Source organism: Caballeronia sp. SBC1, from assembly GCF_011493005.1.
Taxonomy (GTDB): domain Bacteria; phylum Pseudomonadota; class Gammaproteobacteria; order Burkholderiales; family Burkholderiaceae; genus Caballeronia.
On the sequence record NZ_CP049156.1, the window covers coordinates 2912362 to 2935040 of the forward strand.

Annotated in this window: 24 protein-coding genes and 2 pseudogenes; 16 read left to right on the forward strand and 10 right to left on the reverse strand. The window is 57.3% G+C overall.

Features of this window, described 5'->3' with window-relative positions; all coding sequences use genetic code 11:
* Positions 1 to 53: 53 nt before the first annotated feature.
* A complete protein-coding gene (locus tag SBC1_RS12890) occupies positions 54 to 3638 on the reverse strand; it encodes an AAA domain-containing protein (RefSeq protein WP_207958400.1) in 3585 nt (1194 codons plus the stop codon).
* Positions 3639 to 3776: 138 nt separating this feature from the next.
* Here SBC1_RS12890 and SBC1_RS39615 point away from each other — a divergent pair, with 138 nt between their 5' ends.
* Positions 3777 to 4472 (forward strand): hypothetical protein, encoded by a 696-nt coding sequence (locus SBC1_RS39615; RefSeq protein WP_207958401.1) that lies wholly within the window; start codon positions 3777 to 3779, stop codon positions 4470 to 4472.
* Between the two features lie 116 nt (positions 4473 to 4588).
* On the opposite strand, the gene SBC1_RS12895 is transcribed toward SBC1_RS39615, so the two are convergent.
* On the reverse strand, positions 4589 to 4777 hold the full coding sequence (locus tag SBC1_RS12895) for a hypothetical protein (RefSeq protein ID WP_165987912.1): 189 nt from the start codon (positions 4775 to 4777) through the stop codon (positions 4589 to 4591).
* Positions 4778 to 5088: 311 nt separating this feature from the next.
* Between SBC1_RS12895 and SBC1_RS12900 the strand changes: the two genes are divergently transcribed.
* Positions 5089 to 5433 carry a response regulator gene (locus tag SBC1_RS12900; RefSeq protein WP_165987915.1) on the forward strand — a complete coding sequence of 115 codons (345 nt, stop codon included), beginning with the start codon at positions 5089 to 5091 and terminating at the stop codon, positions 5431 to 5433.
* A 482-nt stretch (positions 5434 to 5915) separates the two neighbouring features.
* Here the strand turns inward: SBC1_RS12900 and SBC1_RS40545 are convergent, their stop codons facing one another.
* Positions 5916 to 6263, reverse strand: coding sequence for a hypothetical protein (locus tag SBC1_RS40545; protein WP_165987917.1), 348 nt, complete (start codon positions 6261 to 6263; stop codon positions 5916 to 5918).
* Between the two features lie 238 nt (positions 6264 to 6501).
* On the opposite strand from SBC1_RS40545, the gene SBC1_RS12910 reads away from it, so the two are divergent.
* The 3 genes and pseudogenes from SBC1_RS12910 to SBC1_RS12920 form a co-directional block, all read left to right on the forward strand.
* Complete coding sequence (locus tag SBC1_RS12910) at positions 6502 to 7065, forward strand: LexA family transcriptional regulator (RefSeq protein ID WP_243830210.1); 564 nt, start codon at positions 6502 to 6504, stop codon at positions 7063 to 7065.
* Positions 7062 to 8333: a Y-family DNA polymerase gene (locus SBC1_RS12915; protein WP_165987919.1), complete on the forward strand. Its 1272-nt coding sequence runs from the start codon at positions 7062 to 7064 to the stop codon at positions 8331 to 8333. Before SBC1_RS12910 ends, SBC1_RS12915 begins: the two co-directional genes overlap by 4 nt.
* Positions 8334 to 8365: 32 nt before the next feature.
* Positions 8366 to 8767 (forward strand): annotated as a pseudogene (locus SBC1_RS12920) (tetratricopeptide repeat protein); the annotation flags it as partial.
* Between the two features lie 127 nt (positions 8768 to 8894).
* Here the strand turns inward: SBC1_RS12920 and SBC1_RS12925 are convergent.
* Together SBC1_RS12925 and SBC1_RS12930 are read right to left on the reverse strand one after the other, a co-directional pair.
* Entirely contained in the window at positions 8895 to 9095 is a 201-nt protein-coding gene (locus tag SBC1_RS12925) for a hypothetical protein (protein ID WP_165987920.1), read from the reverse strand.
* Positions 9096 to 9126: 31 nt separating this feature from the next.
* Complete coding sequence (locus tag SBC1_RS12930; RefSeq protein ID WP_165987922.1) at positions 9127 to 9417, reverse strand: hypothetical protein; 291 nt, start codon at positions 9415 to 9417, stop codon at positions 9127 to 9129.
* A gap of 54 nt (positions 9418 to 9471) precedes the next feature.
* Between SBC1_RS12930 and SBC1_RS39820 the strand changes: the two are divergent.
* A pseudogene (locus SBC1_RS39820) lies at positions 9472 to 9603 on the forward strand (NUDIX hydrolase N-terminal domain-containing protein); the annotation flags it as partial.
* A gap of 115 nt (positions 9604 to 9718) precedes the next feature.
* Positions 9719 to 10102 (forward strand): hypothetical protein, encoded by a 384-nt coding sequence (locus SBC1_RS39825; RefSeq protein ID WP_243830299.1) that lies wholly within the window; start codon positions 9719 to 9721, stop codon positions 10100 to 10102.
* A 638-nt stretch (positions 10103 to 10740) separates the two neighbouring features.
* On the opposite strand, the gene SBC1_RS12940 is transcribed toward SBC1_RS39825, so the two are convergent.
* Both SBC1_RS12940 and SBC1_RS12945 read right to left on the reverse strand, forming a co-directional pair.
* Entirely contained in the window at positions 10741 to 11142 is a 402-nt protein-coding gene (locus tag SBC1_RS12940; RefSeq protein ID WP_165987923.1) for a hypothetical protein, read from the reverse strand.
* Positions 11143 to 11403: 261 nt separating this feature from the next.
* On the reverse strand, positions 11404 to 11691 hold the full coding sequence (locus tag SBC1_RS12945) for a hypothetical protein (protein ID WP_165987925.1): 288 nt from the start codon (positions 11689 to 11691) through the stop codon (positions 11404 to 11406).
* Between the two features lie 184 nt (positions 11692 to 11875).
* On the opposite strand from SBC1_RS12945, the gene SBC1_RS12950 reads away from it, so the two are divergent.
* The 5 genes from SBC1_RS12950 to SBC1_RS12970 all read left to right on the forward strand — a co-directional run bounded on the left by SBC1_RS12950 (position 11876) and on the right by SBC1_RS12970 (position 15116).
* Entirely contained in the window at positions 11876 to 12373 is a 498-nt protein-coding gene (locus tag SBC1_RS12950) for a hypothetical protein (protein ID WP_165987927.1), read from the forward strand.
* Between the two features lie 39 nt (positions 12374 to 12412).
* Positions 12413 to 13243, forward strand: coding sequence for a Sir2 family NAD-dependent protein deacetylase (locus tag SBC1_RS12955; protein WP_243830211.1), 831 nt, complete (start codon positions 12413 to 12415; stop codon positions 13241 to 13243).
* Positions 13244 to 13397: 154 nt separating this feature from the next.
* On the forward strand, positions 13398 to 13658 hold the full coding sequence (locus SBC1_RS12960) for a Zn-dependent oligopeptidase (protein ID WP_165987929.1): 261 nt from the start codon (positions 13398 to 13400) through the stop codon (positions 13656 to 13658).
* A 658-nt stretch (positions 13659 to 14316) separates the two neighbouring features.
* Positions 14317 to 14517, forward strand: coding sequence for a DUF1488 family protein (locus tag SBC1_RS12965; protein ID WP_165987932.1), 201 nt, complete (start codon positions 14317 to 14319; stop codon positions 14515 to 14517).
* Positions 14518 to 14885: 368 nt separating this feature from the next.
* Positions 14886 to 15116 (forward strand): hypothetical protein, encoded by a 231-nt coding sequence (locus tag SBC1_RS12970; RefSeq protein WP_165987933.1) that lies wholly within the window; start codon positions 14886 to 14888, stop codon positions 15114 to 15116.
* 426 nt (positions 15117 to 15542) lie between these two features.
* Here the strand turns inward: SBC1_RS12970 and SBC1_RS12975 are convergent, their stop codons facing one another.
* Positions 15543 to 16025 carry an NUDIX hydrolase gene (locus SBC1_RS12975; RefSeq protein ID WP_165987935.1) on the reverse strand — a complete coding sequence of 161 codons (483 nt, stop codon included), beginning with the start codon at positions 16023 to 16025 and terminating at the stop codon, positions 15543 to 15545.
* A gap of 179 nt (positions 16026 to 16204) precedes the next feature.
* Between SBC1_RS12975 and istA the strand changes: the two genes are divergently transcribed.
* The 3 genes from istA (at position 16205) to SBC1_RS12990 (ending at position 19527) form a co-directional block, all read left to right on the forward strand.
* Entirely contained in the window at positions 16205 to 17869 is a 1665-nt protein-coding gene (istA, locus tag SBC1_RS12980; RefSeq protein ID WP_243830286.1) for an IS21 family transposase, read from the forward strand.
* Complete coding sequence (gene istB, locus SBC1_RS12985; protein ID WP_006397378.1) at positions 17866 to 18636, forward strand: IS21-like element helper ATPase IstB; 771 nt, start codon at positions 17866 to 17868, stop codon at positions 18634 to 18636. Before istA ends, istB begins: the two co-directional genes overlap by 4 nt.
* A gap of 297 nt (positions 18637 to 18933) precedes the next feature.
* The gene (locus SBC1_RS12990) at positions 18934 to 19527 is read left to right on the forward strand and encodes a hypothetical protein (RefSeq protein ID WP_165987939.1); all 594 of its coding nucleotides are present in this window, start codon (positions 18934 to 18936) and stop codon (positions 19525 to 19527) included.
* Positions 19528 to 19810: 283 nt separating this feature from the next.
* Here SBC1_RS12990 and SBC1_RS40550 read toward each other — a convergent pair whose 3' ends face one another.
* Positions 19811 to 20110 carry an H-NS family nucleoid-associated regulatory protein gene (locus SBC1_RS40550; protein WP_371826729.1) on the reverse strand — a complete coding sequence of 100 codons (300 nt, stop codon included), beginning with the start codon at positions 20108 to 20110 and terminating at the stop codon, positions 19811 to 19813.
* Positions 20083 to 20256, reverse strand: a complete 174-nt coding sequence (locus SBC1_RS40555) for an H-NS histone family protein (protein WP_371826730.1) — start codon at positions 20254 to 20256, stop codon at positions 20083 to 20085. Before SBC1_RS40555 ends, SBC1_RS40550 begins: the two co-directional genes overlap by 28 nt.
* A 1097-nt stretch (positions 20257 to 21353) precedes the next feature.
* On the opposite strand from SBC1_RS40555, the gene SBC1_RS13000 reads away from it, so the two are divergent.
* The gene (locus SBC1_RS13000; protein WP_165987941.1) at positions 21354 to 22571 is read left to right on the forward strand and encodes a hypothetical protein; all 1218 of its coding nucleotides are present in this window, start codon (positions 21354 to 21356) and stop codon (positions 22569 to 22571) included.
* Positions 22572 to 22679: the final 108 nt, after the last annotated feature.

Below are 22679 nucleotides of genomic sequence, written 5' to 3' on the forward strand. Positions count from 1 at the left end.
AGGCGCGTGTGCCCGGATGCTCCCCGTCCTCCCCACCGAACACCAATCGAACGTCATTCCGAAACTAATTGTTCTTCGACACTCTCGTCGCGTTCTCCATTCCATTCCCGGTACTCGACCAGAGCAGGTACGCGTTCAATTGCGCCAAGCGCTTCAATGCCGAGTGCGTGCATCTTCGCGAGCAGGTCGTTAAGTACGTCTTGCCGGCGCATCGACCATGTGGATGCGAAACAGCGCCAAAATACCCACCCAGCGCGTTCTAGCACACGCTGCCGGCCAATGTCGGCCTGCCAGCGGTCCGGACCATGGAATTCGTCGCCGTCCAGTTCAATAGCGAGACGCGCATCGTTCGCGCCCTCCACCACCATATCGATGCGAAATGCGCCTGCCTTGACCTGGGGAATGACGCGGTAGCCACGATTCACAAGCTCGGTGTACACGTCGCGCTCAAAGCCCGATTCGCACAAATCGATGAGGCTCTTTTCTTCCTCCCGGTCGCCTTGTCGCTCGACTGGCATAGAAAAATGCTGGAGCAGCCCCGCTCGCAGGTCCTTGCCTGACGCGGACAGCTCTGAGAGCTTGACCGAGCGCACGAGGTACATCCGGTCTTGCGCGCGGCTTGCGGCCACGTTGAAGCGCTGCTCGGACGACTGGTCGGAGAGAGCGCGGGTACCTGACGAGTCGATGACGAGCGATAGGAAGATGATGTGACGCTCTGCTCCTTGGAAGGTCCTGGCATCGCCGCATGCGAACTTCCGCCGATGAAGCTCCGCAGCGTCGCAGCGCTCACGCACGAGTGTGTCAATGTACTTGCCCTGCTCGGGCCCGAGGAGCGTCACGACGCCGAGGGTGCGATTCTCGAATTGCGGATTGGTGATGATGGCTTGAATTTCAGCGACGATTGCTTCTGCCTCCGCCTTATTGATGTCCTTCTTGTCTCGTACCCCGGCCGGCACGTAAATATCCACAAGCGGCGGGTCAATGCGCTGGCTCATTTTGGGAATGCGCAAGGGCTGGATGAAATCTTTATAAAAGTGCTTGTTGCTGTATCCGATGATGGGCGGCACGCAGCGGAAGTGCTCTCGAAGCATGACTTTCTGTGCGGCGAACACCGTCGAGGCGATGTCATAGAGCGACTTCTCCGGCGTAAGTACCGCTGCGTATGGTTGGTCAGCGAGGAAACGGTCCTTGAGTTCCTGGATGCGCACGGCTGAAATAAAGCTCCCGTCCGGCGATACCTGGCGGTCATCTCCCACAACCAAAATCTTTTTGCCGCGCAGCACTGCCGGGAGCGCCCACAAGTCCGACTGCGATGCCTCGTCGACAATCACCAGGTCAAATGCGCCCAAGGTTGCGGGAAGCGTTTCCGACACTTTCGCGTGGCTCATGACCCAACAAGGCACCGCATCCTGCGCATCGTGCATGGCCTTCTGGGCGTCGCGGCGGTGACGAACGGCGTTAGGGCCTGTGCCGGCGCCGATACGGCGAATAGCGGTACGGTATGTCTCTAGTGCGGACAGGACCTTGGGCGTGGCGTTCATTTTGGTCGAGAGCCAAGCGGACTTCGACACCATGCTTGAATACAGACGAGAAAGCCCTGCCTCTGCGTCGCGACGCTCGCCTGCGAGTACCCGCAGTTCTTCCCGCGCTTCAATGCTGTCCAGATAGTTACGAACTCGAGCCCAGTTCCAAGCCTCCCGCCAGTGGGCAGGCCATGTGAGGTCTTCTCCTGCAGCGTGTACAGGCACGCTGCGTAGACGCGAAGCCAGACGAACTGCGCCAGCCGTTTCAATCTTCTTGCTGTGAGTGCGAACTACCTCGAGTTCGATGAAAAGCCCTTCAATGCGACGCAATTCAGCAACGAGTTCAGCGTACTCGGATGCCGCCTTGTCGGCAGTGAGTGCAGAGTCGCCAAGCCGAGTTTCCGCGAAGTTCCGGAGGCGCTCGGCAACCGGACCGCGCGTACCCGCAAGCTTTTCACGCAAGATGGAAAGGTTCGTGGTTGCCTGCGCGAGTTCCACTCGACTCAAGTGTTGGCGCAGATACTCGCGCACACGCGCTAGCTGCTTGGAGCCGCCTCGCAGGTCTTCAACCGGCGGCTCGGCGAAAACCTTGTCGGCCGCCGCCGCGAGATGCACATCGTGGTTTGTCGCGAACTTATGTGCTTTGCGAGCGGCGATGGTGACGCGCTCGATGTTCCTCAATTGTGTCACGCTCGGCGTAAGCCGAGGCACCGCAAGTGCGTCGGCGAACTCATTCCAGCGGGCGCAGAAAGATGCGACTTTGTCGTGCAGGGCGACATAGCTGAAAACGTGCTGCCAATCCGACTCGTTTTTCGGCTCGATTTCCGAAATTCGGATGGCCGCGACTTTTTCTTTGGCGTCGCCGACACCCATGGCGAACATACCAAAAGGCTTACCGGTCGTGGCCGCTCGCTCCAGTGCCTCTTTCACCTTCGCTGACGCAAGTGCGGCCTCGTCGATTTTGACAGGACGCTGCATGAAGGCAGAGCGTGCCTCCATCAGTTGGTCAGACTCGGTGAAGAGCGCCTCTAAAGCGGTGCGTTCTGTGGAGTGGTCGGCGCGACGGCATTTGCGGCGCAACTCGAACGGCCAGGTTTCCTCCGTCTCTTCAATTTCGGCCGCGAGCGTTATCGCCGCATCTACGTTCGGTAGCATCTCCCGCGCGTGTTGGTAGACGTCGTCGGTCGTCGCCCGCAGGGCAAGCAGCGTGCCCTTCGCCTCGGCCTCTCGCAGGCTGGCGATATTGAGCATGACCGTATGCAACCGACGCACGTCATCTACTGCCAAAAGACTCGCACTCGACGGCAGCTTGGACGAAACGTATTCGAGGTCCGGGCCGAGGGTTCTTCTCGCCTCCCGCAACGCGCCGACCTCGTCCGCGACAAGCGGCGGGGCATGCTCGGCCTCGAGCGAAAGTAAGTCGTCAAACCATGAATAGGTCTTTTCGCCTTCGATGACAAGCTCAGCCATTTTTTGCGCACGCATTGGGACGCCATCGACCTGGATGTCGGACAGCTGTGTCATCGCAATTTCGTCGATGCGGTGGTCGATTCGGTGCATGGCCTCGTGGGCACGGTCGATATCGGAGAGGTTTGCCTTGATTTGGCTTGCCACCACGTCAGGATTCATTTGACTCACATGGTGGATGATTGCCTCAATGCTGGCCTGGAATTGCTGCATCCCCTGCCGGTCGCCGGAAAGCAGCGCCACGGTCAAAGGCCGTACTTCCTCTGGAATCTTTTCCTGCAGCAGCTCAAGCGCCTTCTCACCCTTCGAAGTCACGAGAATTTTCTTCCCGTTCGCCAGGTAGTGGCAAATGATGTTGGCGATGGTGTGGGTCTTGCCAGTCCCTGGTGGCCCTTGAACCGCGACGCCGTCCGAGCGCTCCAACTGCTCGACGATGGTCACTTGCTCATGGTTATACGGCAGCGGGAAAAACAGCTCTTTCGGCTTGCCAGAAGAAGCGCCAGATGCGCCGCCAGCGAGACCACGGAATGAGACCGCGTCGTAGCTGACTTTTTCATCGGAGGGCGCTGTCACAAGAGCAAGGGGCCCCTCGGGAATCTCGGCGCCGGCTTTGAGACGCGCTTTGAGACGCTCGATGTCCTCGTGCAAGAAATTGTTCGACCGAGGACGCGAATGAAGCACCCACAGGTCCGTTACGAGAAGCTTCTCGCCCGCTGGCGGCAACCCTACCTGACCTTCGACGTATTTGCCGTTGCGGTCGAGGTTGCCCGCGATACCGCGTAGCGCGTGTTGGAAGCTACCTGGGTCAAACGGATTCAGCAGCCGGTCCGACGAGCGCTCGAGTTCTTCCCGGGCAACGCGTTCCACAGCCGCTGCGCTTTGCAGTTGGCATGCGGCAAATGCATCGAACTCTATGCGCGGGCCGGTCGCACGCGGCCGGACTTCGATGGCGAGCGTGCGGTCGTCAATGGACAGTTCGAGCGATTGCGTGAGGACGGGATACTGGTAGTCGAATTCGACTTTTTTCGTACGCTCCTCGAAGTTCATCTTCCACGATGCGACACCGATACCGCAAACCATCTCCTGTGGTTTGGCTGTGTCTTCGAGTTCCAGCTGCTGCTTAAGCGAGAAAAGCTCGCCGTAGAGTCGAATGGCCTGCCAACGAGGCTTCTCAACCTCGGCCCAGGTCTGCCAAAGCACCGAGTATCGTTCAACGCCAGCCTGTACCGACGCTTTCTCGCTATCTACCAACGCTTGGGCCTCGGTTTCTGGGAGACCGTCCGTCAAGTTCGCGATGCGTCGCTCGAGCACGGCTTCGTTCAGGCGTGGAGGTTTCCCGGTCGGATTAGTGTCGACGACCAGCAAATCCTTAAGCTCCTGCGGAACAACTGGTGGATTCTGAGCCTCGAGTCGAGCAACCCGGAGCCACACATGGTCGCCCTCGACCTTCATGTCGAGGTCAACGCCGGGCAATGCACGTAGGTCGGCGCTCGTGCGTAGAAAACCATCAGCGCCCGAAAGCTTGAAACCGCGCGGGTCAATATCTTTTGATTGCTCGATGACGTAGTCAAGCAGCTTGGTAAGCAAGCCGGAAGTACTCATTTGCCCCTCGGATTCGATGCGGTCGTACGTGGGTCCGCCAGGCCGAGCTTTCGACAATGCGCGAGAATCAGCGTCTCAAGCAGGTTGGTCTGGCTGCGATTCTCATAATCCGCAGCAGCCTGAAGCAGACGCTTTATGTCCGGGCGTACCCGCGCGTTGATGGTTTCGGTCTTCCCAGCAGGCATAGCCTTCCCGATGATTTTGTAATGCGGTGTACGTTACACAAATGTCTCATGCACAGCAATGTGTGCTCGCCTATCCAGCAAGTGGATTTCACCTGCCGCTGCGATAAAAGGGTCACATCAATTTGATTTGCAAAATCGCAGTTGGCACGACATTGCTGTGAAAAAGCTTGCAGGCGTCACCGGATACGGCGCATCTCATGGGGCGGCTTCGCGGCATGCCTCTTGCCCGTGAGGGGCTTGGCAACGAAAGCAAAAGGTCGGGTCATCGAATATAGTTTCGAGCAACGAAAACCATTACCGAGGAGCCGAGCATGAAGGTCTTGTTTGTTGACGACGACCCTGCGTCAGCCGACGCGCTGGCCGCGCTTGCGATAGAGCTGGGACATGAGCCCTCCGCTGCCTATGACAGCGAGGGAACTGTCGCACAGGCACGTGCCGTGGCTTTCGACTTGATACTGTTAGACATCCAGCTTGGAGGCGCCGATGGTCGAGACGTTTGCGCCGACATACGACGCGAAGGCGCCTCACGACATTGTCAGATTCTTGCAATGACAGGGCATGTTGGCTTAGAGCAAGGCGTGAGTCTTGGTGATGTCAATGGGTACGTCCTGAAACCGCTACAATTCGACCGCCTTGAAGAATTGCTTACGTCATAACCGCCGTCTTTCACCAGGCGAAGAAGTCCCAAAGTGCTTTGCTCGGCTCCTCGAGTAAGGCAAATTTGGACCACTGTCGAATATCTTCGTGAACCTTCAGCCGAACGGAGCATGTCGTAATTATGCGCGGCCGGGCATAAAATGCGAATAAAGCAGCCGCGAAATCTCCGCAGCTCCTCCCACAGTTCCAACGCCTATATGCGGCACTATTAATTCCTCCCGGAGGGGTGGCTGTGTAATACGCGAGGTCTGTGAAGCTCGCCGAATCGTCGGACGGTAGGCAATGATTTGCCTGCACCCAGTTCCACTACTGTGTGGCGCTGCGAGCCGCGGAGCCGGCCTGTAAGCCGGTCCAATTGCCGTTCTGAATGCTTGTCAACGCAGGCCCGGTCGCCGAACATTAATATGTTGGGCCGCGCCCGCTTCCCGCATCGTGATTGAAGCGCAAAGGGCTCTTGTCCCCTCCAGACCAAAACTGGGTGTCAACTCAACTTAGCGCCGCTCATTGCTTCTGCACATACCAACAGCATGCGCTGAACCAGCGTGCTCGCCTTATTCAAAGACATATCTCCCGTAAACAGCGCCTGCACATGTGCTTGCCGAACAGCAACCCCGGCGCTGCGCAAGTCGCGTCGAGCAACCCGCAACGCAAGTTGCCCTAGGTTCACACGTTCGAGCCACGACATTCTCATGGAATTGCGCCTAAGCCATAGACGGCAGCTCTCAACTACATGGTCGACGCGCCACTCGCATGTAAGGCTATGTGATGCTGCTGCGGTCGCTACAAGAAAGCAAAGCAGTTCTGCGCGGTCCTCAAATGCTACGTTCATCTTTAAGCCCTCTTTCCTTATATCTTCGCGGAGCGCGTGAATCGAGCGCTGGCTGCAGCTGACGCCTGTAGCCACGCAGTTACCGTCGCATGCGGGACGATGGTGTCGATGGTGAACGTCCATCGTCCGAAACGTAGCACGTCGGCTTGCCCGCCTTACTGCGCACGATAACCTCGACGACCGTCTCGCCGAACGCAGCTCGCGCCTCAGCTTCGACCGCCGCCATCTGAGGCATCGGATGTTGCTTGCGTCTTACCACCATATCCACAAGCACCCTTACAGTCGACTTAAAAGGGGCAATTCACCGTTTCGCAAAGACAAGATAGACTACTGTACATCCATACAGTGTCCGACGTCCATGAGCCACCCGATTCCCATCACCGACGACGCTGTAGGCTCATTTCTCATCGAAGTGCTGGCAAAAGTGCCTGCGGGGTTTCCTAGCCCGGCGCAAGACCACACGCAAAAACGCATCGACTTGAACGAAGTGCTGGTCCTAAATCCAATAGCGACGTTCCTGTTTCAAGTGGAAGGGGATTCCATGGTCGATGCACGTATCTTCGATGGCGACCGTCTCATCGTTGACCGGTCGGTCGAGGCGGTTCACGGGCGCATCGTCCTCGCGTGCGTCGACGACGAGTTTACTGTCAAGCGGTTGTTCAAACGCGCCGGCGTGGTCCGCCTTCATGCCGCCAATCCGAAATATGCGCCAATTACTTTTGTCGAGGGCCAAGAGATGAGCGTGTGGGGCGTCGTTACCTGGAATTTGCGACAAGTGCTGCATCAGCAGAAACGTCGATGACAACCTTTGCGCTCATCGATGGCAACAATTTCTACGTCTCATGCGAGCGTTGTTTCAACCCGTCGCTTATTGGCAAGCCAGTCGTCGTTCTCAGCAACAACGACGGGTGCGCGGTAGCGCGCTCGCAGGAGGCGAAGGATTTGAAGGTTGGGATGGGCCAGCCTTGGTTTCAAATCCGCGACCTAGAGCGCACAAATGGGCTGATAGCGCTGAGCTCGAACTATGCGCTGTATGCGGACCTGAGCGACCGCATGATGTTTGTCATTGGGCAGTATTCCCCTGTTCAGGAAATCTACTCAATCGACGAATGCTTCATCGACTTGAGCGGCTTTCGCCGCGACCTTACAACTTATGGACTAGAGATACGCGCTCAAGTGCTGCAGTGGATTGGCATTCCGACTTGCATCGGCATCGGCCCGACGAAGACGCTCGCGAAAATGGCCAATCACATCGCCAAGAAAAACGTGGGGCGACTTTGGCAAGGCGTATGTGATATCAACGTGCTCACGGCAGACGAGTGCGATGGCATGTTCGCGAACGTTGACGTAGGGGAAGTCTGGGGCGTGGGCCGCAAGATTGGAGCGCGCCTAAAGGAGATGGGACTCGAGACGGTGCTGCAGTTCAAGCGCGCCACTCCCTCGTTCATCCGCAAGCAATTCTCGGTCGTACTCGAGCGTACGCTGCTCGAGCTCAACGGAATTGCTTGTTACGGATTTGAGGACGCGGGTCAGCCGCAGAAGCAAGTGCTTTGCTCGCGAAGCTTTGGCCACGTTGTGTACACACTTGATGAGCTTACGCAGGCAATGACGCAATTCGTCGCGACTGCTTCGGAACGTCTGCGTCGTCAATCATTAAAAGCGAACCACGTCCAGGTGTTCATTCGCACCAGCCCGTTCAAGAAGGAAGACCCTCAATACAGCCGTGCGATAAACGTACCTCTCGCTTCGCCGACGTCCGATACGCTCACACTTGTCGACTCTGCTCTTCTAGGCTTGCGTCAAATTTATCAAGAGGGTTTTCGATACGCGAAAGCAGGCGTCTTGCTTCACGAATTGCAAGCGACCTCTGTCGAACAAGTTGAGCTCTTTGGGCGCGATGCAAGCCGGAGCGCGAAGTTGATGGTCGCGCTCGATGCTATCAATGATAAGTACGGCCGAGGCACACTCAAAATCGGCGCTGTCGAGCAGCGTCGGACCTGGCACATGAATCAGGACAGGCGAAGCCCAGCTTATACGACTGATTGGGCGTCGCTACCCATCGTGCGTTAGCAACGCATTCCGCGCCAGCGGTACTATTGGTTGAATGGTTCGCGCTCGCGGAGCAACTGACGGATACCGATGCCATTGGTGCGGAGCAGGCTTATCGAAAAACGCTTGCGTTGGCTTCTGAGCCGCATTACCACGCTTACACAAATCTCGGCGTGTTGCTATGCGAGGCCGAATCTAAGTGCGACGAGGCGTTGTCCGTATTTGACGTCGCGTTGACGCATTTTCCTGACGACACCCTACTGCACTTTAATCGCGCCGTTGTGCTCGAGGACTTGGGGCGCTACACGGCTGCCGTGGCAGCGTATGAGCGATGCATTGAGCTTGACCCAACGCATGCCGACGCTCATTTCAACGTAGCGCGGTTAAGTGAGATAAGTGGCGACAAACAAGGACTTTTGCGGCACCTCAATGCGTATCGCAGGCTCATCGGCTGACGACGCCGCGGGCCTTTCCGGGGGTCGTGTTCGCGAAGACCGTCCTTCAGTCCGCTGCACGACGAACACGCTATCTACCATTGGGCAACGAGCTGTAGTGATGCATGGGAAAGAAAAGGGCAACGTCTTAGCCGTGTGTGTCCACCCACGCTCTCGCCCAATCGAGGCCAATGAGCCGAGCCTCATCTTCGGTTGAGCAGGTGGCGAGGACACCTGAGCCGCCGACTAGCTTCGTACCCAGCGTGATACTGCCGCTCGCCGCATAACCATCCTGCTGCGAAATGGCGTGCCCCCAGATTGTGTAGCCGTTATAACTTTCGGGTTCCATTCTTCGCCTGCGGTTCCAATAAGCCGGTATGTCAGTGTGAGACTGCACTGTTACATCGCCTCCAAATTTTGGCAACCATCGGCGAACCGTATTTCACTGTCATCGCGGTAGTGAAAAGCTGCTCGGGCCGAGCGTCATCGCTATCGCTCAGCCCGCATCCCACCACCTTCCGGGCGATTTCACGCGCCTGTGCGACAACTTCAATTCGTTCGAGCCAGCTCGCCGTCAACGCGTTCTGTTGCAGCCAGATGCGCGTCGATTCCACAAGGTGGTCGTTGCTGAGCCAACTGCCCTGCAGAGACAGCGCAGCAACATCGCTCACAGCGAGGAAGCAGCGAAGCACTGACTTGTGTGCGTCAGTGAGCAATGGCAACCGATGCATAGACCTGGAGAATTGGCGGAACGTAGATTGACGCAGGCGCGTCGCCAGTTGGCAATTGCGCAAACCGGACTGCATTATTCGGCGGAGGCTTTCGACAGGGAGCGCTACGAAGAAGTGCTGGGTATCGCCCACGCCCAGCTTGCCGAGCTCGCAGATATGCAAACAGAAGAGGTCATGCACCTTTTCGCTTGTGAAGAAGGCTACGCAAATCCGAGGCTCGACGTTCGCTGCGCCGTCTTTGATGACACCGGTCACGTCCTGCTCGTGCGCGAATCTGCGGATTGTTGCTGGTCCTTGCCCGGTGGATGGGCATATTGGCGCTTCACCGGCCGAAAACGCCATACGCGAAGTTCGCGAGGAAAGCGGGTACGCTGTAAGCATCAAGCGATTACTCGCACTCTGGGATATGCCAAAACACGGGCATCCGCCATCTGTCTTTCATATCTGGAAGCTGGTGTTTCTCGGCGAGCTTGGCGCTTTGGGCGAGATATCTGGCGTGGAAACGAACGCCGTCGGCTTCTTTCACATTGCCGCGCTGCCCCCATTGTCGCTGGGCCGGATTTTGCCTCAGCAGATTCGGAAACTGTATGAACTTCGATGTAATGGGGGCATGGAGTTTGACTGATTCGGCTTGGTTGTTACAGTCGGCCTTTGGTTCAGCCGACGCGTGGCCGCGAGCGCATTCTCTCCAATAACTCGCTTCCAAAGGTGACGCGAATCGTGCCGGCATCGGCCACCAATTCAAGGGCGGGCCCGCTATCGCCCATGTGGTCTCGACACATAATCATTGCGGGATAACCGATGCCCCCACTCGTTTGTAGAGTGTCAAGGTTGGAGTTCTGGCGCCGACGCTCTTGGTCAAAATACCAAGATAAGTACGGACCGCACGCACGGACAGCGGTTCCAGCGAGCCCTGACATATTTGAAGGTCGCGTGGATGTCATTATCTTCGGTACCAAAGAAATCGGGGTATTCGGAGAGCGATAGTGGGCGCCGAATATTGCAGCGACATCGACAAGAAAGCCTGAGCTTCAAACGCGCTGTAGGCTAGCGCACCAACATCGAAAAATCGAATGAAAGCGGATGGCAAACACTGCGAGCATTGGGACAAACGCAGACGACCCAAGAAAGGTTCGCAGTATGCACAACGCATACACCAAAGCTTATCTCAGATAGCAGCGATTGATAATCTGGAGGCAGCTGTTGCCATCTGCACCCGGGCCGCCCTACTCGCGTCATTGCCGCCTGGTCGCCATGTCATACCTAGCACCACGGGTAGTAGATGTACTGATTACGTTTTTTCAACTGCTTTTTGAAATCCTTCGGCTCTGGTTCCGATGGATAAACCTTCACGAGCAGCGGCGGCAGATAGTGGACCGCAGTGCGAAAGTGGATATCCGCATGGGTATCGTCCGGCAGAGGATTGGCAAAATCAAAGCGTGAGAAGGTACAAAATAGGCTCATCCATTTGTCCATTTCCTTGTCATGCGTCAGACGCCCCAGCGTGTCCAGCTCGCCCATGTCAACGGGAAATTGCATCTCGAGGTTACCCTTGTCCGTCTCGACGCGCAGGCTGTGCGTATCCATCGCGAAGATGGCAGCGGCAATCGTTGCGGGATGGGTCGTTGCGAGCAGCCGGGTCTCGTCGGCATGCAGTTCACCCACCCACACGCCTTGGGAGTTCGGGTAAAACCTCAGTCTCAGCATTTTGTATATTCGTCGAGGCGACCTGTCACTTCATTTACGAAACGGGCCAATGCAGATTGTCACGTGACAGCGTAAATCTGAAGCACTGACGGTCGACTTCGGCTCGCCTTAGAGGATGACGTACCTGCTTGAATGCTTCGGCGCAATCCACGTCGCGGTCCTGAAGCTGTAATCAGAATCATGGATGAGTATCCACGCCACCAAGAACGAGCAAGTGGTCTACATCTCAGTCGGTCGGTCCCCAAACGGGTTGCCGGTGTCTTTCACTTCGGTATTGAGGTTGTATTCGGCACGCACAGCCTTGAGCACGCCCTCGACGTCGCGCTCGAAGCCGACCGCGTTGCCGAAGTAAGTCATGTTCCAGTTGCAGCCTGTCTTGTCAGCCTCTTGCAACTGCGGCCGTGGCACACGAATCTTCACGCCATCCTCGACGATTTCCTGCAGTCGATGGATTCGCCGGTTGACCTCCTGCTGAAGCTGCGAGGCGTTGAGCGTCTTGCGTATCATGCAAGTCTCCTTCCGGTTGCTCAAGCCAGTCTAGCGTAAGCGGCGGCGCCGATTGCATTCTCGCATCGGCGATTTACGTTACAGTCTGCCCCATAACACGCTCGCTATTAACTGCCGTCGTTTGAATACGGCGGAAGTGCACCACGTGAGCAGGAAAATAGTCGACCGGGGGCCATAAAATTCAATGCTGGGCCATCCGTCCCTCGACTACGTAATCTTGCAGCAGGATTCGCACGACGGCGCACCGGTGCCTATGTCCAACGCGTTTGGCGCGACTAAGGACGTGACGCCGGTCTCCTATCGGACATTCGGCATTGGGAATATTCACGAGGTCTATATGGGGCTCGTGCCAAAGATGAAGCTGAACGTAAATTTAAAGGGCTTCTACTCATACGACAGGCTGTCCAAGACAATAAAACTACCGCCGGAAGCTGCTCGCGCGGGCGTCAAGGACCTCGCGATGGATGTCGAAGGAGTTGTCACGAGCGGCGTCCAGGGACATCCAGTAATCTGCACGCATACGAAAACGACCCCGACAATCACGGTCGCGTTCGAGGAGACTTGGGACGAGTGCGTCATCGCCGCAAAGCTGGCTCGTGTCGTTGTTCATTCGCCGTCTTGGGGTGTGATAGCCGATTGGTCGACGACACCACAACGGGACAAATCGAAAGCAGCGCCTTAGAACGTCTTTGCTCACGTACCTGGTAGGAGCGAGTTACACGTGACACTCGAAGAAAAGCTTGAGAAAGCAACGCAATGGTTGCGTGACGCCGACGGCCTTCTCATCACCGCGGGGGCCGGGATGGGGGTGGATTCGGGTTTACCTGATTTCCGCGGCGCCGAGGGATTCTGGCGCGCCTACCCGGCGCTTCAACATCACGGACTATCGTTTGAAGACATGGCAAATCCAGCCAGCTTTTCGAACGACCCAACGCTCGCGTGGGGATTTTACGGGCACCGGCTGGCGCTATATCGTAAGACCGAGCCGCATTCCGGATTCGCCTTCCTCCGCAAATGGGGCGACCGCATGCAGTACGGCGCTTTCGCTTTCACAAGCAACGTCGATGGTCAGTTCCAGAAGGCCGGCTTCCCTCCGGAACATGTGGCGGAGTGCCACGGGACGATTCACTCGCTCCAATGCATCAAACCGTGTGTGAACGCCGCATGGTCAACACAAGGATTTGAGCCAGACATCAACGAAACGACGGGGCGACTCATAAATGACCTGCCCACGTGCCCACGATGCGGGAAGGGGGCGCGGCCCAACATATTGATGTTCGGCGACTGGGCCTGGGTCGACAAGTATTCAGAACGGCAATTGGACCGACTTACAGGCTGGCTCCGCGGCCCGCAGCGCCTCGTAGTGGTTGAACTGGGTGCAGGCAAAGCATTGCCTACTGTCCGACGATTCAGCGAGCTTCACGGTCCCCGCGTAATTCGCATCAACCCCCGGGAGGATTCGATAGCGGCGCATATAGGCGTCGGAATCGCGGGGGGAGCTGCGGAGATTTTGGGGCAGCTTGATTCGAGATTTATTCCTGGCCGCGCATAATCACGACATGCTCCGCTAGGCCGACGAGGTTTATGAACATACTTCGACGGCAACCCAAACTCGTCTGACTCGGGGAGCCGGAGCGACGCACTTTGGGACGTCTTGGCCTAGTGGAAACGCCCGCTATGACGTAAGCAACTCATGAGAGAACGCAGTGAAAACCACCAAGGAAGAAAGGGCGGGGGTGAGTCCCTATACGCCGCAGAACGTTGACATCGCAATCAGCCATCTTGAGCGAGTTTTATCTGTGGAAGGTGCAGATTCGATATTTGCGCAAGCATACTGGCGCGGTCGCATTCTTCAGGCATATGCGACCCGGGGGCTGATGCGAGCTCAACAGGAACGGCTGCAGCAATTGCTTGACCGGCTCTCCAGCGCTTCCACGGATTTCAATCCTCGAGCACATGTCGCGTAAGAATGCTCCAATCAATACGCTCCATCTTTGGGATAGTGGCTAGGGGATTGCTGACTGGAGTAAAAAAATCAGGGCGCGGCGGTTACTTTCGGTCAGAAAAGAATCGTCACATCAGGCACGCTTTCCAAACTGGTAGGCTATTCGCATTCCTTAGCTACATCCTCCTCGAAAATTAGCTATAGCTTCTCTTGACGAACAGTTGGCGCATGGACCACGTTGTCGAATCTTGCTGAATCTGGCTCGCTAGAAATCGTATCGTCGTACCTTGCTTAACCGCGTCAAGCTGGGCTAGCTCACCCTCCCGATTGCGGGTCGGGGCTTGCGCGCAGCGGGCATCTTGATACGGCATGCGAAGTTCAACGCATATTCACAGCTGAAATGGGCATCAATCAAGCCAGTACCTTGGTGCGGCGTATTGCCTGCGTGTGCGTGAAGCCTTGCGTGCGCGCCCGGCCATCTAAGAAGGTATAACACTTTGACGGTGAGCAGCTCGACACAAACACCACATGGTCGAACCAAGCGCCGGATACGTCGAAGTCATTCCGACCTTGGCTCGCACCTTCAAAGCACGAAAAGGTTATTTGCAGTCGTGGACATTCGAATCTCCCCCGTTGCCGTTGTTTCCGATGACGGAAATTTAGTCGTCTTTGATGCTCACATGCGTGAGCGTTCCGTCCGATGCTCCATTGCACGCGAGGCGTTGGAACAGTACTTTTGGGCGCCCGCGGGAGCAAGCAATGCCCAATTGCTTAAGTCGTACGCTGACGGCCGAAAACGGATTGAGGCAATAGTGTGCCGGAAGCTTCTCGCGACGCAGGGCGAGGCTGTTGGCCTGAGCATGTCGGACTTCGCGCGATGAACTAAGCGTGAGCGCAAACTGAAGTTACTTGGAACTACATGCCCGTGGCAGCCCTCCTATCTGTCATACATCAGCGGAGGGGCAATCGAAGCAACTAGGCACCAAGGCAAAGCTAATCGACAATAGAATCCCGCAGCTTGATAGCAGCTCCGCGAGGCGGTGCCGGGAACGCGTTGGCACGGTCGTTGGTTACCGACCCGGCGCGAGAGGTTCACTTATCTGACGCAGATGAACACGACGTTCGGAGAAACTGCAGGACGTCGCGCCAGGATACTTCGAGGTTCTGCCGGCATAGCGACGTCTAACGTTTTGCTCGGCACTCAAGATGGTCATGAACAGAACGGCAACTTCCGCACCGGAAAGAGAAAATGACGGGAGCTGAAAAACCACGGTCGGACGAAGCTTTCGCGCTTGAGCGCGTCGCGGTTGCGGCCCGTGAAGTGCAGGTGGCGTCCGCTGTGTTGCAAGCTCACTTCGCGGTTGATGGCGGGCGACAACCATCGACGCTGGAACTTGCGCGGTTTGCGGCCGCCATGCAAGAGCTCAAAGACGCCCGTGAGGCTTTCGACCTGCTGATTGCTGACGACACGGACCGCTAACAGCTAGTGCTGGCGCCTCGTTCGCCGCGATAACCGTCACAGGACGATGCCAATCTGGCGTGTGAAGTGCACATATCCCTCAGATTGCTCATCGATTATGGGTGATTCGCCGACTTTCCCAAACGTTTTGTTGCGCCGTCGAGTTAATCGGCGCCGTCGTCGTGATGACATTCATGATGGTGGTCCCATCGCCGGTCGCCGCTGCCGACGGCGTCATGTTTGAGACGATGGCTCAATCGTCGCCACCATATCTATCTCCTGGGCCGCCCTGCATACGACCTGCGGCTCTCGATAGTGCGCCTGCGAAGCCTAATAGGAAGGGGCGTGATTCTGCGGAAACGGGGCCGGGTACAGCTAGGTAATCAGGAACTGACCAGTTACAGGTTCCTCCGACGCGCGCATTTTCCCGCATTCACCACCGCATGCTCACTTAATGTCCGGTAGCGCGGGTAGCGCAGGCGGTGCTCCCTCAACGGTGTTGAGCGCAATCGGGCTACTGGGTGACTGTTCAGATTCGAGCCGACGCTTTTGTTTATCTGCCTCATATTCTCGCAGCCAACAAATGAGCTCGACCGTTCCGCGCGTCGGGACGCTGGATTTGAGTTGAGTAATGGCTAACGGCTGAAACCACTCGCATTTCGCTATCTCATCGCATGGTCGAGCGGCAACATCATCAGGGACTGTCGCCTCGAAAACATGATGCAAGGTGCTATTTCCGCGGAACTGGAACAAAAACACCAGCGATTCGGCGATAAGCGCAGTTTCCTCGCGCAGTTCGCGCCTGGCAGCTGCAATAAACGCCTCCCCCGTCTTGACCCTCCCGCCCGGGAGCGCCCACCGGGCGCCCTTTCTCGCAACGAGAAGTATCTTGTCGCCGCGTCGGCAAATGAGGGTAGCTCGTTGTTTCATTGGGTGTTCACCCTTGATGGCGAAATATACGTGCCCGGAAATTATGAAGCATCACGCGGCTTGAGCAACTCGGAATGACGCCCCGGCGGTCGGTCAAATTCCCCCGGGTATGGTCACTTCAAATTCCCCCACCTGACGACCGTCCACTGAGCTGACGGGAGAAGTGTTGCAGGACGTCTATCTTCGTCTCCTTCGAACAAGAGGGAGTTCAGGGAGTGAACGTCTTGAAGCCGCACCTGCAAAGCACCGTATTCACATTACTCGAGCGCAACAAGAGCCAGCGCCAGATCCAGCGACTTACGGGGATCGACCGCAAGACGATTCGTCGCTATCAGGCGATGTTCGAGTCGGAGAAGTCCGCTTCGGCAAACTCCTCCATGGTGACCACCGGCTCTGAAACGGCCGTCACGCAAACTCCCCCACCACCGCGACCACCGGCGACCGACGATTCCAGCAAAGCCACAACATTCAATTTCGCCCGCTCGGCAAGCGAACCGCATCGCGACTGGATCGAACAGCAGGTCCGGCTGAGGCGCAACGCGCAGGCGATCTATCAGGATCTGGTCGATCAGTTCGCATTCACCGCGAGCTACGAGAGCGTCAAGCGTTTCGTGCGCGCCTTGCGCCACATTGATCCCGAGCAGTTCGACCGTCTTGCGTTCGCCCCCGGCGAAGAAGCTCAAGTCGATTATGGTGAAGGCGCACTGACCCGCGATCCGAAGAGCGGCCGGTACCGGCGCCCGCGGTTGTTCGTGATGACCCTGCGGTACTCGCGACGCAGTTTCCGGCGCGTGGTCTGGAAGTCCAGCAAGCAGGTCTGGGCCCAGCTTCACGAAGAAGCCTTTCGCTACTTCGGGGGTGCGGTCAGCTACGTCGTTCTGGACAACCTCCGGGAAGGTGTCATCACGCCTGACCTGTACGAACCAGAGATCAACCGGCTCTACGAGGCAATGCTCGAGCATTACGGTGTCGTCGCCGATCCGGCACGTGTGCGGGACCCAAATCGAAAGGGCACCGTGGAGAACGCGATTCAACATACTCAAAGTACCGCGCTTGCCGGCCGCCGTTTCGAGTCGCTCGAAGCCCAGAACGAATTCCTGACGCACTGGGAGGCAAACTGGGCGGCCAAACGCATCCATGGCAGCACCCGGCGACAGGTCGAGGCCATGTTCCAGGAGGAGAGGCCGCATCTGCGAGCGTTGCCGACCACCGGCTTTCGCTACTTCACAGAGGTCGTGCGTACCGTGTGGGACGACACCACTGTCAACATCGATCGCAGCAACTATGCGGCACGACCTGCACCGATCGGCAGTCTCGTTTCAGTGCGGATCTACGATTCCACCATCGAGATTCGCGATCGCCGTACGCAGGCGTTGCTACGCACCCATCCTCGCGCCCAGCAGGCCGGTTCGCTTGAACTGCCAGAAGACGAACGCCCGTTCAATCCGTCCCGTCAGAGCGCCTTCCTGCTCGCGAGCGCGGCGGACATCGGGCCGCAAACGAAGGCGCTTTGCCAGCACATGTTCGACAGCGAAGGTCGCGTCGGCCATCGCGCCATGTGGGGCATCGTCGGTCTAGCGAAGAAGTATCCCACCCGGCTCGTTGAACAGGCCTGCGATCACGCCTTACGCCATCAGGTCTATCGCTACAAACAGGTGCGCGCGATCGTCGAGCGGCTGTTCGAACAGGCACTCGAGCGGCTCGATCAGGCACCGCAACTCGAACTGCCTCTCACGCAGGATCACCCGCTGATCCGTTCCGCCTCCGAATACGGCGAACTCTTTACCCTCGGTGCGCAGTACGGCGCCGAATCTCAACCTCCGACTGGAGAAACACAGGCATGACCATGACATTACCGGAAATCGAACGGGCTCTCGGACAGCTCCGCCTGTCTGGCGTGCGCGACACACTTGAAACGCGCGTGTTGCAGGCCCAGGGCTCCCAGCAGCCATTCCTCGAAACCTTCGCGCTGATCCTGCAGGACGAACTGGATCGCCGCCAGTCCCGGCTCATCGAACGCCGCTACAAGCTCTCCGGCCTCGAAGAGAAGCTCACGCTCGCCGAATTCGACTGGGCCTTCAATCCCAAAGTGCCTCGCCAGGCCTGCTTCCAGCTTCACACGCTGAAGTTCATCGCCGCCGGCGACAACGCGCTGATCATCGGCAAACCAGGCACCGGGAAATCGCACGTTGCGAAGGCCGTCGCCTACCAGGCCGTCCTGCAGGGCCACAAGGTGCAGTATCTTGAGACCGATGACTTCTTCAACCGTTACGCGCTGAGCCCGACGGCCCAGCGCGAAGCCCGGCTGCGAGCCATCCTCGAAAGCGATCTGCTCGTGCTGGATGACCTGTTCCTGTCGCGTACGATCCCCGACGCCGCGGGCGCGCTGCTGCAAACGCTAATCCATCAACGCTACAAACTGCATCGCAGCGTTGTCGTCACATCCAATCGCGTTGTGCAGGATTGGGGCGCATACCTAGGCGACAACACGATGAGCACCACGATCCTCGACCGGCTCATGCATCACTGCCATCTGCTTGAATTCGACGGCCGCAGTTACCGTCTCAAGGAAGCCGCTGAAACGCTTGCGCGGAAATCGAAAACCAGCTAAATAAAACCCTTAGTCCTGCTCCACAAGGTGGGGGAATTTACGCGACCATAAGTGGGGGAGTTTCAACTGACCGTCCGGGGACACGATGTCAATGAGTCAGGGCGCCTCTGGGTGTGCAGCAGAGTATTCGATTTGCCGCGGGGACGACACACTCATGTCACGAAATAGGAATAAATACTTGATGGTCCCGTAAGGAGTGCCGCCTTGCACCCTAGTCACCCTGCGCAATGGACAATGAAGGCAGACAATCGCCGCTCTATTTCACCTCGCCCCACTGAGAGACCCTTGGAGCCTGCAATGGCGGCAAAGCGCAAGTCTGCATTGAAGGGCGTCAACCCATCGGAATTTCCGAGTCCGCGCGACTACCTGAAACCGGCGCTTGCGCCCGTAGCCGCCGCGTTGACGGAGGAACTTGCTGCTCTGCTTGCAGCTGCGCTCGATGGTAGAAAGAAAAGGACGCTTGACCGGCTGTCGCAGGTGCTAAGCGACGCCGTTCCCGAGTTACTCGAACGAGCGTTTGACCACGAATTGCTCGCAAATGGTGTTGTGGCTTCTGAACGCCGCGCGACGCTCGTCGCCGCGTTGAGCGCGGGTGACACGCCTCAGCGAAGGACGTCCTCCAGGCAAATTCCGATAAACGATACGAACGAAAGCTCCCACTGGCTGCCGGCAGAGGCGGTTGCGAAGCTCCTCAACATCTCGACGGCAGGGGTGAAACGACTTGCGAAGGCTGGAGAGCTAGGTGGGGTCGGCAAGGACAGCGATGGCGTAATGAGGCTCGAACGGACTGCCGCGCTCGCGGGTTACGAGGAGATGAAACGACGGCCGCAAACGGGATTGCAAAACATGGTTAATGGCAGCAAGCGCCCTAGCATCCATGCCCTCAAGTAGAGGCGCCCACGGATTGAGGTAATAGTGTGCCGGAAGCTTCTCGCGACGGAGGGCAAGGCTGTTGGCCTGAACATGTCGGACTTCGCCCGATGAACTAGTCCCTGAGTGCATTTGCATTGCACAAATAGGCAGTTATCCATTAACAACAGGCGCGACGGTAAGCGTTGGCGCGAGCGTCTTTGGCCACCGGGCAAGAGCCGACACCGAGTTCGACAACTGCTGTCGGGGCGGCCACGGCCGTGCTCTTTGGTGACGTCTTTTTCGTCGATACCTTCTTTACGGCTTACTTCTGAGTTGCTTTCACAGCAACTTTTCTACCTGCAGTCTTTGCGGTCACGGCCTTCTTTGCAGTAGCTTTCTTGCTCGCAACTTTCGCGCTTCCCGCATCCGCTGAACCGGCGTCCGCACCACCAATCAAAAACTTCGAACGGTCTTTGGCTGCAGCGAGCCACGCAGGCGCCGGACCGCGTCCGCTCCAGGTCGCTCCGGTCTTTGGGTTAGGATATTTCGCCAGTTGCGGACCGCGGACATAATTGCCAGCAGCTTTCTCTTTTTTCACAGCAGCAGGTTTTGCAGTTGCCACGCCGGCGTCAAACAGGAACTTGTCACGTTCTTTGCAGTTGCCATCCAATTCGGCGCGCGGCCGTGCCCGGTCCACGTTGCTCCGGTTTTCGGGTCGCGATACTTGGCTACACCCAACGTTGCTCTTACGCACTGCCTTACCCGCAAGCTTGGTGGATGACCGCTTGCTGCCGACTTGCGTACTGATGTCCGCGGTTGTGAGGCCGTGTTCTGCCATCAACTTGCGAATCTTTTCGATGACGCCCAACGCCTGCTTCGCAATCAACGCTTCAGCTTATCTTTGGAGCTTTTGAATCTTCGCTTGTATCGATTCCAAGGTTGCCACTTGAGCCTCTATTTTGAGAATGATGAAACTATCGCACGCAAGGTTCGAGGACGCCAAGTCATCTCGCACAAGGAGCGCTTCCAATGCAGATTCCCAATGTGGTTAAGTATGAGAGGGCTAGCCTGCGAGTCCCTGTGCTTCGACCATAAAGTTTCAACCGGCATTGCCGTTATCTCAAGGAACATGCCAAACGCGCGGGTATCTTCGCGCCACGACCAATACCGTATGCCACTTCCGAACGGTGTCAATCCAAGCGGCTCAATCGCGTCTACCTGTCCCTCTGCGAGATGGTTGGGTAATCGCGGCGAACTGCATGACGCTGAGCGTCGCCTGAGACGGGACTGGAAAGTAAAAGCATGGGTGACCTGCCAGCTCTCCTACAAAGGTTGGAACCGCAAACCGTTGATGCAACCGGGCCGGTACACGGAGCTTTTCTTTCTCGATGAGGCCACTGCCTTGGCAGCAGGACACAGACCGTGCGGCATGTGTCGCAGGCCGAGCTATTTGGCGTTCAAGTCGCTGTGGACACGTGCGAATGGAATGCCTCCCGAAATGCTGATTGGCGATGTGGATAAATTGCTGCACGCGGAGCGGACGAATCGTCTGGCTGATGGTGCTTGGGTGCGCCGGCTCGCTGACCTACCGCCCGGCGTAATGGTGCATTGGAACAACGACATCCATCTTTGGTCCGGCTCCTCGTTGCGACTTTGGGCTTCGGAGGGTTATGGGGCAGAACAGCGTGTCGACGAATTCGACTCTGAAGTGCACTTGGCTACGCCGCCTTCGGTAGTTAGGGCGATTGCCGCCGGATACCCAGTTCAATCGCACAAAAGCGCGCAACTATAGGGTACACACGGACCCATCGAGCGGCCCCATTACCAGAATCTTGGCGAAGAAATCCAACTGAATTCATAAAAAGATGACCGCATATCTAAGCGATGAAGACGCGCTCGACAAATTTATTTCGTTCGAGCGAACAGCGCTCTCGAGCACCGATGGGCATAACGAGCGCTGGCTTCAGGAACGTCTTTTCACAAGCCCAAAACTGCTGCCGATGACCGAAATGTTCGGGCATGGCGAGGCGTTCGTCCCACTATGCCGCGAGCTTCCACTGCGTTTTGGAACATCGAGCGTGTTCCTCGATTTGCTGGGCGTCTCGCCCACTGGAAAGCTAGTTCTCATCGAATGCAAGCTCTGGCGTAACCCGGAAGCGCGACGTGAGGTCATCGCGCAGCTATTCGAATATGCATCTTTGCTTGCTGATTGGTCATATTCTGACCTTGAGGCGAAGCTGAAGCAGTCTCGAGGGTTGACTGGCGAAAATCCAATGTTCCACGCGGTGCGCATGGTGTACCCGCATCTGCTGGAAGCTCCATTTGTCGATGCGGTGAGTGAGTCCCTGCGAACGGGCAACTTTTTGCTCGCAATCGCTGGCGACGGCATACGTAGCGACCTTCACTCCCTTCGTCGGCTGCTGGAGAATCGGGGAGGACTTCTCGCATCGCTGGCCCTGCTTGAAATTCAGCTATACCGCGACAGCGCAGGTAGAACATTGCTCGTCCCTTCGGTTCCACTTAAGACCGAAGTAATTGCGCGTAGAGTCGTTACGCAGAGCGACGGCACACCGATGACACTCGAGGCGGTGACGTCGCGCTCCGAAGACACGCCTGCTACCAATGTTGAAAGGGACCCGACTTCGAACGCCACGCGCCTCGCCAATCGGGCTTTTTGGGACGCGGTTATATCTTCCGTCCGATTTGACCACCCCGACCAACCGCCTCCGCGGCACGGCGGCAACAACTACGTTCGTATCGAACTTCCAGGCCCGGTGACCGGCCTCGTCGCTTACCGCACGGCGGATGGGACTGCTGGTTTCATGTTGAAGTTCGTAGGAGAACAGGGGCGCGAGGTGCTACAGCGCTTGTTAGATGACCAGGCCGCGTTGGAGGCAGAGATAGGCGAGGCTCTGATGTTCGAGGTCGGCGTCTTGCCCGGTGAAAGCAATCGAGTGGTCGGGGAAATCACGCTGGCCTGGAAGCCACCCGCGGAGGCAGTTGAGAACGACCATATGCAAGCTGAATGGCTGCGAGCAATTGCAAACAAGTTGGTAAATGCGCTTCGACCGCGTCTTGCTTGACTCCACCGGCAGCAGAGGTCGCACCGCGAGACGCTAGGCGTCATTTCCCGCCGGCCACCCGAGTCAATCTCCACGTTGAAATGAACTCGCCTTGGCCGTCAATAGACT

What these genes read in the sequence shown, in the direction of transcription:
- SBC1_RS12965 (WP_165987932.1), top strand. Translation starts at nt 14,317, where the DNA reads ATGCGTGAGCGTTCCGTCCGATGCTCCATTGCACGCGAGGCGTTGGAA.
- SBC1_RS12950 (WP_165987927.1), top strand. Translation starts at nt 11,876, where the DNA reads ATGCTGGGCCATCCGTCCCTCGACTACGTAATCTTGCAGCAGGATTCG.
- SBC1_RS12900 (WP_165987915.1), top strand. Translation starts at nt 5,089, where the DNA reads ATGAAGGTCTTGTTTGTTGACGACGACCCTGCGTCAGCCGACGCGCTG.
- SBC1_RS12990 (WP_165987939.1), top strand. Translation starts at nt 18,934, where the DNA reads ATGGCGGCAAAGCGCAAGTCTGCATTGAAGGGCGTCAACCCATCGGAA.
- SBC1_RS12945 (WP_165987925.1), bottom strand. Translation starts at nt 11,691, where the DNA reads ATGATACGCAAGACGCTCAACGCCTCGCAGCTTCAGCAGGAGGTCAAC.
- istB (WP_006397378.1), top strand. Translation starts at nt 17,866, where the DNA reads ATGACCATGACATTACCGGAAATCGAACGGGCTCTCGGACAGCTCCGC.
- SBC1_RS39825 (WP_243830299.1), top strand. Translation starts at nt 9,719, where the DNA reads ATGACACCGGTCACGTCCTGCTCGTGCGCGAATCTGCGGATTGTTGCT.
- SBC1_RS12915 (WP_165987919.1), top strand. Translation starts at nt 7,062, where the DNA reads ATGACAACCTTTGCGCTCATCGATGGCAACAATTTCTACGTCTCATGC.
- SBC1_RS12925 (WP_165987920.1), bottom strand. Translation starts at nt 9,095, where the DNA reads ATGGAACCCGAAAGTTATAACGGCTACACAATCTGGGGGCACGCCATT.
- SBC1_RS12975 (WP_165987935.1), bottom strand. Translation starts at nt 16,025, where the DNA reads ATGAAACAACGAGCTACCCTCATTTGCCGACGCGGCGACAAGATACTT.
- SBC1_RS12910 (WP_243830210.1), top strand. Translation starts at nt 6,502, where the DNA reads ATGTTGCTTGCGTCTTACCACCATATCCACAAGCACCCTTACAGTCGA.
- SBC1_RS40545 (WP_165987917.1), bottom strand. Translation starts at nt 6,263, where the DNA reads ATGAACGTAGCATTTGAGGACCGCGCAGAACTGCTTTGCTTTCTTGTA.
- SBC1_RS13000 (WP_165987941.1), top strand. Translation starts at nt 21,354, where the DNA reads ATGACCGCATATCTAAGCGATGAAGACGCGCTCGACAAATTTATTTCG.
- SBC1_RS12970 (WP_165987933.1), top strand. Translation starts at nt 14,886, where the DNA reads ATGACGGGAGCTGAAAAACCACGGTCGGACGAAGCTTTCGCGCTTGAG.
- SBC1_RS12895 (WP_165987912.1), bottom strand. Translation starts at nt 4,777, where the DNA reads ATGCCTGCTGGGAAGACCGAAACCATCAACGCGCGGGTACGCCCGGAC.